The organism is Klebsiella sp. JB_Kp004 (assembly GCF_040065795.1).
Taxonomy (GTDB): domain Bacteria; phylum Pseudomonadota; class Gammaproteobacteria; order Enterobacterales; family Enterobacteriaceae; genus Klebsiella; species Klebsiella quasipneumoniae.
In genome coordinates this window covers 1-11,714 of sequence record NZ_JBEAKW010000053.1, presented here as the reverse complement: position 1 = coordinate 11,714, position 11,714 = coordinate 1, and the positions used below count along the sequence as shown (strand labels likewise).

Annotated in this window: 8 protein-coding genes; 7 read left to right on the top strand and 1 reads right to left on the bottom strand. The window is 60.5% G+C overall.

Annotated features, from left to right (window positions below):
- The first annotated feature begins 21 nt into the window (after positions 1-21).
- Positions 22-858, top strand: a complete 837-nt coding sequence (locus tag ABLX76_RS24715; RefSeq protein WP_072198970.1) for an IclR family transcriptional regulator C-terminal domain-containing protein — start codon at positions 22-24, stop codon at positions 856-858.
- On the opposite strand, the gene kmrA is transcribed toward ABLX76_RS24715, so the two are convergent.
- Positions 853-2,352, bottom strand: a complete 1,500-nt coding sequence (kmrA, locus tag ABLX76_RS24710) for an efflux MFS transporter KmrA (RefSeq protein ID WP_348875399.1) — start codon at positions 2,350-2,352, stop codon at positions 853-855. The genes ABLX76_RS24715 and kmrA overlap by 6 nt on opposite strands.
- A gap of 119 nt (positions 2,353-2,471) precedes the next feature.
- Between kmrA and ABLX76_RS24705 the strand changes: the two genes are divergently transcribed.
- From ABLX76_RS24705 to narI, 6 genes are all read left to right on the top strand, one after another.
- On the top strand, positions 2,472-3,047 hold the full coding sequence (locus tag ABLX76_RS24705) for a TetR family transcriptional regulator (protein WP_032429166.1): 576 nt from the start codon (positions 2,472-2,474) through the stop codon (positions 3,045-3,047).
- Between the two features lie 175 nt (positions 3,048-3,222).
- A complete protein-coding gene (locus tag ABLX76_RS24700; protein WP_023289860.1) occupies positions 3,223-4,605 on the top strand; it encodes a NarK family nitrate/nitrite MFS transporter in 1,383 nt (460 codons plus the stop codon).
- Between the two features lie 113 nt (positions 4,606-4,718).
- The gene (locus ABLX76_RS24695) at positions 4,719-8,459 is read left to right on the top strand and encodes a nitrate reductase subunit alpha (protein ID WP_348875398.1); all 3,741 of its coding nucleotides are present in this window, start codon (positions 4,719-4,721) and stop codon (positions 8,457-8,459) included.
- On the top strand, positions 8,456-10,000 hold the full coding sequence (narH, locus tag ABLX76_RS24690; RefSeq protein WP_004202708.1) for a nitrate reductase subunit beta: 1,545 nt from the start codon (positions 8,456-8,458) through the stop codon (positions 9,998-10,000). The genes ABLX76_RS24695 and narH overlap by 4 nt, the downstream gene beginning before the upstream one ends.
- Positions 10,000-10,695: a nitrate reductase molybdenum cofactor assembly chaperone gene (gene narW / locus ABLX76_RS24685; RefSeq protein WP_065881624.1), complete on the top strand. Its 696-nt coding sequence runs from the start codon at positions 10,000-10,002 to the stop codon at positions 10,693-10,695. The genes narH and narW overlap by 1 nt, the downstream gene beginning before the upstream one ends.
- Entirely contained in the window at positions 10,692-11,372 is a 681-nt protein-coding gene (gene narI, locus ABLX76_RS24680; protein WP_023289864.1) for a respiratory nitrate reductase subunit gamma, read from the top strand. Before narW ends, narI begins: the two co-directional genes overlap by 4 nt.
- Positions 11,373-11,714 lie beyond the last annotated feature (342 nt).

The following is an 11,714-nucleotide window of genomic DNA, read 5'->3' as shown; positions in this document are numbered from 1 at the left end:
CGGTTTGCGCACGGTATAGTGATGCCCCGTGAGCTTTGCAATGCAACGGAGAGGGAATCTATGCGTGACCATACCCCCACCACCCTAAGCGCCAGGCAGGCCGAGCACGATCCCAACTTTATGCTGTCTCTGGCTCGCGGGCTGGAGGTGCTTAACGCCTTTACCCCGCAGCGTCAGCGGCTGACCATTTCCCAGTTAAGCCAGAAAACGCAAATTTCCCGCGCGGCGGTACGCCGCTGCCTGTATACCCTCGCCGCGCTGGGCATGGTCCATAGCCCGGATGGCCGCCATTATGAGCTGTTGCCCCGGGTGCTGGCGGTGGGCCATGCCTATCTCGCCGGCACCCCGCTGGCGAAAGTGGCGCAGACGGCGCTGGATAGCCTCGGCAAAGCCCTCGGCGAATCCTGTTCGGCGGCAACGCTCGATGGGGATAACGTGCTCTATATCGCCCGCGCCGCGGTGAATAATTTACTGAGCGTCGATCTCGGACGCGGCAGCCGTCTGCCGGCGTGGGCGACGTCGATGGGTCGCGTATTGCTCAGCGCGCTGCCGGAGGAGCAGCTGGAGGTGACACTGTCACGCGCTGTGCTCATTCGCTACACCCCACACACCCTGTGCGATATGGCCGGGCTACGCGCGGAGATTGATCGGGTGCGCATGCAGGGCTATGCCCTCGCCGACCGCCAGATAGAGGTGGGCCTGTGCTCGCTGGCGGTGCCGGTGCTGTCGCGTCATGGCCAGGTGGTGGCCGCGCTGAATGTCGGAGTGCCGGCCGCGACGGTCAGCGCCGCGGCGTTAAAAGAGAAGGCCCTCGCCCCGCTACGTCGCGCGGCGATGGACCTGTCGCTACAGCTATAGCGCCGACTGCGGCTTCGTCGCCGTGGCGAGACTGCGCCAGATCCCGGCGGCCAGCAGCAGAAGCATGACCCCCGCTGTCGCCAGCACCAGGCTGTGCGCCTGGGTAAAGGCCGCCTTCGCCGCCGCCATTAGCGCCTCCGCCACCCCGGCGGGCAGCGCCTGGGTCAGGCTGACCGCCTCGCCGATCGATGACGACGCCTGCTGCGCCATCGTCTCATTCAGCCCGGACGGTAGCACAATGCTGGCGCTGTAGCTGCGGGTGAGGATCAGGCCGAACAGCGCAATGCCGAGGCCGGCGCCCAGCTCATAGGCCATGGTTTCGATCGCCCCGGCCGCCGCCGCTTTCTCCTTCGGCGCCGCCGCCATAATGGCGGAGCTGGAGGCCAGCAGCGCGCTGGCGACGCTAAAGCCCAGCAGCGTCATCAGCCCCCAGGCCAGCCAGTGTTGAGTGCTGAAATCGGTCAGCGCCAGGCCCAGAAAGCTGAAGGCGCTCAGCAACATCCCGCCGGTAGCCACCTCGCGCAGTCCGAGCTTCGACACCAGCATCCCGGCAATCGGCCCGCTAAAGCCGCTGGCCACCATCACCGGCAGCATAAACATCCCCGCCTCGAACGGCGTTTTCTGATGCACAAACTGCAGCTCCTGCGCCATCAGCAGCTCAAAACCCACCAGGGTAATCAGGGCCGTCATCGCCATCATCACCCCGCTTAAAATAATACGATGGGTGAACAGGCGCATATCCACCATCGGCCGGGCCGCCGACAGCTGTTTGCGGATAAACCAGGTCAGCATCGCCGCCCCGCCGATCGCCACCAGCGCGGTGAGCCACAGCGCCAGCTGGCCCTTCAGGGCCGATTTGGCGCTAAACACCAGCATCAGGATCGCCGCAATCAAAATGAGCGCCTGCAGCAGGTTCAGCGGCTGGTCGCGGCGCGCGGGCTGGCGCGGCACCACTTTCGCGTTAATGGCGATAACCACCAGCACAATCGGCACGTTGATCAGGAACACCGATCCCCAGTAGAAATGCTCCAGCAGCATGCCGCCCACCAGCGGGCCAAAGGCCGCGCCGCCGGAGCCCACCGCCGCCCACAGCCCCAGCGCCATATTGCGCTGGCTGGCCTCGGCGAAGGTGCTGCGGATCCCGGCAAGCGTCGCCGGAACGATCATCGCCGCCCCCACCGCCAGCAGGGCGCGGGAGGCAATCAGCGTCAGGGCGGTCGGCGACAGCGCGGCGCACAGCGAGGCGATGCCAAAAATAGCGCTGCCGAGCAGCAGCAGACGTTTAAAGCCGATTTTATCGCCAAGGGCGCCCATCGGCAGCACCATCCCGGCCATCACCAATGAATAGATATCAATGATCCACAACAGCTCATTGCCGCTGCTGCCCAGCGCGACGCTGAGGGTCGGCGCGGCCACATGCAACACCGTGGCGTCAATCGCCACCGGAATATAAACCAGCAAAATCGCCATCAGCGTCATCCATTGCCGTGACATAGCGTGTACCTCAATGTTAGAACTTGGACACATGTCCAGGATGGCGATCCTGCCGGATTGTTGAACACATGTCCAACTTTTTGTTACACTCGGCCAAAGCCAGATATCAGCGGGGTTCTATGCACTATTTACAGCGGGATGAGCGACGGGAAGGAATTATGCAGGCCGCCATGCGTCTGGCGCTGCGCGGCGGCTTCAGCGCCATGACCGTCCGGCAGATCGCCCGCGAGGCGCAGGTGGCCGCCGGACAACTGCACCACCACTTCGCCTCCATTGGCGAGCTGAAGTCCCAGGTGTTCATCCGTCTTATCCGCGAGATGCTCGACATGCCGCTGGTGGCGGAGGATGCCAGCTGGCGCGAACGGTTATTCTCGATGATCGGCAGCGAGGATGGCCGGCTGGAACCCTATATCCGCCTGTGGCGGGAGGGCCAGGTTCTGGCCGACAGCGACCCGGACATCAAAGCGGCCTACCTGCTGACCATGACCATGTGGCATGCCGAGACCGTGGCGATCGTGGAACAGGGTCTCGCCTGCGGAGAGTTTCACTCGAGCGAGCCGCCGGTGGATATCGCCTGGCGTTTTATCGCCCTGGTGTGCGGCCTCGACGGGATTTACGCCCTCGGCACCCAAACCCTGGACGAGACGGCGTTTAGCCGTTACGTCAATAAGATGATTACGCTGGAGTTATTTTAGTTAAATTTTACATTTAGTAACAATTAATCCCGCTACGCTCTCCACGTGCTCTCCGACAGCACGTTTTTTTTATCTACGCTTTTTAGATAACGCCAATTAAGGGTTATTCACCGTCACCTTGTATTCAGCTGTTGACCTTATTTATTTACTCCATTCCGGGCAATTAGAGGGCAATATGTCGGTACAAAATGAGAAAGATAATCATTACCTTTTGAAAAACTGGCGGCCAGAAAATAAGGCCTTCTGGGAAAACAAGGGTCAGGCCATTGCGAGAAGAAACCTCTGGATATCAGTCACCTGCTTACTACTTGCCTTCTGCGTATGGATGTTATTCAGCGCCGTGGCGGTCAACCTTAATAAGGTCGGTTTTCATTTCACTACCGACCAGCTTTTTTTATTAACCGCACTTCCTTCACTTTCCGGCGCGATATTACGGGTCCCCTACTCCTTTATGGTACCCCTCTTCGGCGGGCGCTACTGGACCGTATTAAGTACAGTGATCCTAATTGTGCCTTGTATTTGGTTAGGCGTGGCGATCCAGAATAGTGCTACTCCATTCTGGGTATTTATTGTTATTGCGCTGCTGTGCGGTTTTGCCGGGGCTAATTTTGCTTCCAGTATGGGAAATATCAGTTTCTTTTTTCCCAAAGCCAAACAGGGCAGCGCGCTGGGGGTCAACGGCGGCCTGGGCAATCTCGGGGTCAGCGTGATGCAGATGGTCGCCCCGGCGGTGATCTTCCTGCCGATCTTCACCTTCCTCGGCGTCCATGGCGTCACCCAGCCCGATGGCTCGACCATGGCCCTGAGTAATGCGGCGCTCGTCTGGGTACCCCTCCTGCTGCTTGCCACCGCTGCCGCCTGGTTCGGTATGAATGATATCGCCAGTTCGAAGGCCTCGATTCGCGATCAGCTTCCCGTACTCAAGCGCCCGCATATGTGGCTGTTGAGCCTGCTCTATCTGGCGACTTTCGGCTCATTTATCGGCTTCTCCGCCGGCTTCGCCATGCTGGCGAAAACCCAGTTTCCTGCGGTCGACATTCTCAAGCTGGCTTTCTTTGGACCGTTTATTGGCGCGCTAGCGCGCTCGTTCGGCGGGATCATCTCCGACCGTCTGGGCGGTGTGCGGGTGACGCTGGTCAATTTCGTGCTGATGGCGCTCTTTACCGGTCTGCTGTTCCTCACCCTGCCGGGCAGCGGATCCGGCAGCTTCCTCGCCTTCTACGTGGTGTTTATGGGGCTGTTCTTAACCGCCGGGCTCGGCAGCGGCTCCACCTTCCAGATGATCGCCGTCATCTTCCGTCAGCTCACCATCGAGAGCGTGAGGCAGCGCGGCGGCAGCGAAGAAGAAGCGCAGCATGAAGCCGTGACCGATACCGCTGCCGCGCTGGGCTTTATCTCGGCAATTGGCGCCATCGGCGGCTTCTTTATCCCGAAAGCCTTCGGCACCTCGCTGGCGATGACCGGTTCGCCGGTCGGGGCGATGAAGGTCTTCTTCGTTTTTTACGTGGTTTGCGTATTGGTGACCTGGCTGGTCTACGGCCGACGTAAACCCGCTTAACCATAACGATTTATCTGCCGGATGGCGGCTTCCGCCTTATCCGGCGTACGCGTTCGTTCGCTCATCCGGCCGGGTGGCACGATGCCGGACTTTATCGGAGCAGGAGAAATGTCATGAGTAAACTACTGGATCGCTTTCGCTACTTTAAGCAGAAAGGCGAAACCTTTGCCAACGGCCACGGTCAGGTCTACAACAACAACCGTGACTGGGAAGACAGCTACCGTCAACGCTGGCAGTTCGACAAAATTGTCCGCTCCACCCACGGCGTGAATTGCACCGGCTCCTGCAGCTGGAAAATTTATGTCAAAAACGGTCTGGTGACCTGGGAAACCCAGCAGACCGATTATCCGCGTACCCGCCCGGATCTGCCGAACCATGAACCACGCGGCTGCCCGCGAGGCGCCAGCTACTCCTGGTATCTCTATAGCGCCAACCGTCTGAAGTACCCGCTGGCGCGTAAACGGCTGATTGCGTTGTGGCGCGAAGCACTGGCGCAGTTTCCCGACCCGGTGCAGGCCTGGGATAGCATCATGCAGGATCCGGCCAAAACCACCAGCTATAAAGCGGCGCGCGGCAAAGGCGGCTTTGTCCGCTCCAGCTGGAAAGAGCTGAATCAGCTCATCGCCGCCGCCAACGTCTGGACTATCAAACACTACGGCCCGGACCGTGTCGCCGGGTTCTCGCCGATCCCGGCGATGTCGATGGTCTCCTACGCGGCGGGTACCCGCTATTTATCCCTTATCGGCGGCACCTGCCTCAGCTTCTACGACTGGTACTGCGATCTGCCCCCGGCCTCGCCAATGACCTGGGGCGAGCAGACCGACGTGCCGGAATCCGCCGACTGGTACAACGCCAGCTATATCATCGCCTGGGGCTCCAACGTGCCGCAGACCCGGACCCCGGACGCCCACTTCTTCACCGAAGTACGCTACAAAGGCACGAAAACCATCGCCATCACCCCGGACTATTCGGAAGTGGCCAAACTGTGCGACCACTGGCTGGCGCCGAAGCAAGGTACCGACAGCGCGCTGGCGATGGCCATGGGCCACGTCATCCTCAAAGCCTTCCACCTTGATAACCCGAGCGATTACTTTCTTAACTACTGCCGCACCTATACCGACATGCCGATGCTGGTGATGCTTGAGCCGCGCGACGATGGCAGCTATGTGCCAGGCCGCATGCTGCGCGCCTCCGACCTGCTGGATGGACTGGGCGAAACGAATAACCCGGAATGGAAAACCGTCGCCTGCAACGCCGACGGCGAACTGGTGGCGCCAAACGGTTCCATCGGCTTTCGCTGGGGCGAAAAAGGGAAATGGAATCTCGAACCGCTGGCTGACGGCAAAACGGTGGAGCTCACGCTGTCTCTGCTGGATATTCGCGACAGCGTGGCGTCAGTCGCCTTCCCCTACTTCGGCGGCAATGAAAACCCGCATTTCCGCAGCGTGCCGCAGGCACCGGTAACCCTTCATCCGCTCCCGGTGAAACAGCTGACGCTGGCCAGTGGCGAAAGCGGCCTGGTGGTCAGCGTATATGACCTGATTCTGGCTAACTACGGCCTGGACCGAGGGCTTGATGATGTCAATGCGGCGAAAGATTTCGCCGAGGTTAAAGCCTATACCCCGGCGTGGGCGGAGCAGATCACCGGCGTGCCGCGCCAGCATATCGAACAAATCGCCCGCGAGTTCGCCGATACGGCGCATAAAACCCATGGCCGTTCGATGATTATCCTCGGCGCCGGGGTAAACCACTGGTACCACATGGATATGAACTACCGGGGGATGATTAACCTGTTGGTGTTCTGCGGCTGCGTCGGCCAGAGCGGCGGCGGCTGGTCGCACTATGTCGGCCAGGAGAAGCTGCGCCCACAGACCGGCTGGCTGCCGCTGGCGTTCGCGCTGGACTGGAACCGCCCGCCGCGGCAAATGAACAGCACCTCCTATTTCTACAATCACGCCAGCCAGTGGCGCTATGAAAAACTGACCGCGCAGGAGCTGTTGTCGCCGCTGGCCGACGCCAGCAAATTTAGCGGCAGCCTTATCGACTTCAACGTCCGCGCGGAACGGATGGGCTGGTTGCCTTCTGCGCCACAGCTCAACGTCAACCCGCTGACCATCAAGCAGCAGGCCGAGGCCGCCGGGCTATCGCCCTCGGCGTTCACGGTGCGGTCGCTAAAATCCGGCGAGATCCGCTTTGCCGCCGAGCAGCCGGACAGCGGCAAAAACCATCCGCGGAACCTGTTTATCTGGCGCTCTAACCTGCTGGGATCGTCCGGTAAGGGGCATGAGTACATGTTGAAATACCTGCTCGGGACCGACAGCGGAATTCAGGGGGATGAACTGGGCGCCAGCGATGAGGTGAAACCTGAGGAAGTCGAGTGGCAGACGGCGGCTATCGAGGGCAAACTCGACCTGCTGGTGACGCTGGATTTCCGCATGTCCAGTACCTGTCTCTTTTCCGATATTGTTCTACCGACCGCCACCTGGTACGAAAAAGACGATATGAACACCTCGGATATGCATCCGTTTATCCACCCGCTTTCCGCCGCCGTCGACCCGGCGTGGGAGGCAAAGAGCGACTGGGAGATTTACAAAGATATCGCCAAATCCTTCTCGCAGGTCTGCGTCGGCCATCTCGGGAAAGAGACCGACGTGGTGCTGGTCCCGCTGCAGCATGACTCTCCGGCTGAGCTGGCGCAGCCGTTCGAGGTGCTTGACTGGCGCAAGGGCGAATGCGATCTGATCCCCGGGAAAACCGCTCCGTCGATTGCCCTGGTGGAGCGCGACTATCCCGCCACCTGGGAACGCTTCACCTCTCTCGGGCCGCTGCTCGATAAGCTTGGCAACGGCGGGAAAGGCATCTCGTGGAATACGCAAAGCGAAGTCGATTTCCTCGGCAAGCTTAACTACCTCAAGCAGGACGGTCCGGCCAAAGGCCGGCCGCGGATCGACAGCGCCATTGACGCCTCCGAAGTTATTCTCAGCCTCGCGCCGGAAACCAACGGCCAGGTGGCGGTGAAAGCCTGGCAGGCGCTGGGAGAATTTACCGGTCGCGACCACACTCATCTGGCGCTGAATAAAGAGGATGAGAAGATCCGCTTCCGCGATATTCAGGCGCAGCCGCGCAAGATCATCTCCAGCCCAACGTGGTCCGGACTGGAAAGCGAGCACGTCTCCTACAACGCCGGTTATACCAACGTGCACGAACTGATCCCGTGGCGCACCCTCTCCGGGCGGCAACAGCTGTATCAGGACCATCCGTGGATGCGGGCTTTTGGCGAAAGCCTGGTGGCTTATCGCCCGCCCATTGATACCCGCAGCGTCAGCCAGATGAAGGCCGTGCCGCCGAACGGTTTTCCGGAGAAAGCGCTGAACTTCCTGACCCCGCACCAGAAATGGGGGATCCACTCCACATACAGCGAAAACCTGCTGATGCTGACGCTGTCGCGCGGCGGGCCGATCGTCTGGCTCAGTGAAACTGACGCCAGAGAGCTGGGCATTGAAGATAACGACTGGATTGAAGCGTTCAACGCCAACGGCGCCCTCACCGCCCGGGCGGTGGTGAGCCAGCGCGTGCCGCCTGGGATGACCATGATGTATCACGCTCAGGAGCGGATTATGAATATCCCGGGTTCGGAAGTGACCGGCCGCCGCGGCGGCATTCATAACTCCGTCACCCGCGTCTGCCCGAAGCCGACGCACATGATCGGCGGCTACGCCCAGCTGGCCTATGGCTTTAACTACTACGGCACCGTCGGCTCCAACCGCGACGAGTTCATCATGATCCGCAAAATGAAAAATATTGCCTGGCTGGATGACGAAGGTCGCGATCAGGTACAGGAGGCGAAAAAATGAAAATCCGTTCTCAGGTTGGAATGGTGCTGAATCTGGACAAATGCATCGGCTGTCACACCTGCTCGGTCACCTGTAAAAACGTCTGGAGCAGCCGGGAGGGCATGGAGTACGCGTGGTTCAATAATGTGGAAACCAAACCGGGCATTGGCTACCCAAAAAACTGGGAAGACCAGGAGCAGTGGCAAGGCGGCTGGATCCGCGGCATCAGCGGTAAACTGACGCCCCGCCTCGGCAATCGGGTTAGCGTGCTGTCGAAGATATTCGCCAACCCGGTGCTGCCGGCGATTGACGATTACTACGAACCCTTCACCTACGATTACCAGCACCTGCACAACGCGCCGGAGGGAAAATATCTGCCTACCGCCCGCCCACGCTCGCTGATCAGCGGCGAGCGGATGGATAAAATTGACTGGGGCCCGAACTGGGAGGAACTGCTCGGCGGTGAGTTCGAGAAACGCGCCCGCGACCGTAACTTCGAAGCCATGCAGAAAGAGATGTACGGCCAGTTCGAAAACACCTTTATGATGTACCTCCCGCGCCTGTGCGAGCACTGCCTCAACCCGAGCTGCGTGGCCACCTGCCCGAGCGGCGCCATCTACAAGCGTGAGGAAGATGGCATCGTGCTGATAGACCAGGACAAATGCCGCGGCTGGCGGATGTGCATCAGCGGCTGTCCATATAAAAAAATCTACTTTAACTGGAAGAGCGGTAAGTCGGAAAAATGCATCTTCTGCTATCCGCGCATTGAGTCCGGGCAGCCAACGGTGTGCTCCGAAACCTGCGTCGGGCGCATCCGCTATCTCGGCGTCTTGCTGTATGACGCCGACCGTATCGAAGAAGCTGCCAGCACCGAGCATGAAACCGACCTCTATGAGCGCCAGTGCGAGGTATTCCTTAATCCAAACGATCCGGCGGTCATCGAGGAAGCGTTAAAACAAGGCATCCCCCACAATGTCATTGAGGCGGCGCAGAAATCGCCGGTCTATAAGCTGGCGATGGACTGGAAGCTGGCCCTGCCGCTGCATCCGGAGTATCGCACTCTGCCGATGGTCTGGTATGTGCCGCCCCTGTCGCCGATCCAGTCGGTTGCTGACGCCGGCGGCCTGCCGAACAACGGCGCCATCCTGCCGGCGGTTGAGAGCCTGCGCATTCCGGTCCAGTACCTGGCGAACCTGCTGAGCGCCGGGGATACCGGGCCGGTATTGCGCGCGCTGAAACGGATGATGGCGATGCGCCACTACAAGCGCTCGCAAACCGTCGAGGGCGTGACCGATACCCGGGCAATTGAAGAGGTGGGACTCAGCGTTGAGCAGGTCGAAGAGATGTATCGCTATCTGGCGATCGCCAACTACGAAGACCGCTTCGTGATCCCCACCAGCCATCGCGAACTGGCGGAGGATGCCTTCCCGGAACGCAACGGCTGCGGCTTTACCTTCGGCGACGGCTGCCACGGGTCAGATACGAAATTCAACCTGTTTAACAGCCGGCGGATTGACGCCATCGACGTCAGCGGCGTGCGTAAGCATGGGGAGGGAGAGTGATGCGGATCCTGAAAGTGCTCGGTCTGCTGCTGGAGTATCCCGACGAGGTGCTGTGGGAGAACCGCGACGAAGCCCTGGCGCTGGTCAGCGCCGATATCCCATCCCTGACGCCCTTTGTCGGGGAGCTGCTGGCGGCGCCGCTGTTGGATCGCCAGGCCGACTGGTGCGAGGTGTTCGAGCGAGGGCGCGCCACCTCGCTGCTGCTGTTTGAACATGTGCATGCTGAGTCCCGCGACCGTGGCCAGGCGATGGTGGACCTGATGAATCAGTATCAGCAGGCAGGTCTGCTGATCGATTGCCGTGAACTGCCCGACTATCTGCCGCTGTATCTGGAGTATCTCAGTATTTTACCCCTCGCCGACGCCCGCGAAGGGCTGCAGAATATCGCGCCGATTCTGGCGCTGATCGGCGGCCGCCTGAAGCAACGAGAATGCTCGTATTATCAACTGTTTGACGCCCTGCTGGCGCTGGCAAAAAGCCCGCTCACCAGTGACAGTGTCACCAAACAGGTGGCGGGAGAAAAGCGCGACGATACCTGTCAGGCGCTGGACGAAGTGTGGGAAGAAGAGCAGGTGAAGTTTATTGAAGATAATGCGACCGCTTGCGACAGCTCGCCTATGCAAGCTTATCAACGACGCTTTAGCCAGGATGTGGCGCCGCTGTACGTCGACATCCGCGCCGGAGGCCCGAAATGATCCAGTATCTGAACGTCTTCTTTTACGATATCTACCCTTACCTTTGCGGCGCCGTGTTTCTGCTCGGCAGCTGGCTACGCTACGACTATGGGCAGTATACCTGGCGCGCGTCATCCAGCCAGATGCTGGATAAACGCGGGATGGTGCTATGGTCGAACTTGTTTCATATCGGCATTCTCGGCATTTTTTTCGGCCATCTCTTTGGCATGCTGACCCCGCACTGGGTCTACTCCTGGTTCCTGCCGATGTCGCAGAAGCAGCTGATGGCAATGATCCTCGGCGGCGTGTGCGGGGTGCTCACCCTGGTGGGCGGCATCGGTCTGCTGGCGCGCCGCCTGACCAACCCGCGCATTCGCGCCACCTCCACCACGGCAGATATTCTGATCCTGTGCATTTTGCTGATTCAGTGCGCGCTGGGGCTGACGACGATCCCCTTCTCCGCCCAGCATCCGGACGGCAGCGAAATGCTCAAGCTGGTGGACTGGGCGCAGGCGGTGGTCACCTTCCACGGCGGCGCCTCGGCGCATCTGGACGGCGTGGCCTGGATTTACCGCGTCCACCTGGTGCTGGGGATGACCATCTTCCTGATCTTCCCGTTCACCCGTCTGGTTCACGTCTGGAGCGCGCCGGTGGAGTATTTCACCCGCCGCTACCAGGTGGTGCGCTCCCGACGCTGAGCGCTGGCGGCTGTTATTATTCATCCTAACCGGTAGCCCGGACGCGGCCTTCGCGCGAGTCCGGGTAGTTATCGGCCCGGGCTCCAGCCGTTATGCCGGGTGGCGGCTGTCGCCTTACCCGGCCTGCAGGACCCTCTCACAGAGCACATACCCCGTAGGCCCGCGCAGGCGCAGCGCCGCCGGGCAAGATATCAGGCACGGTACCTGTAATTTCGCCGGGTGGCGGCTGTCGCCTTACCCGGCCTACAGGACCCTCTCACAGGCTCATACCCCGTAGGCCCGCGCAAGCGCAGCGCCGCCGGGCAAGATATCAGGCACGGTACCTGTAATTTCGCCGGGTGG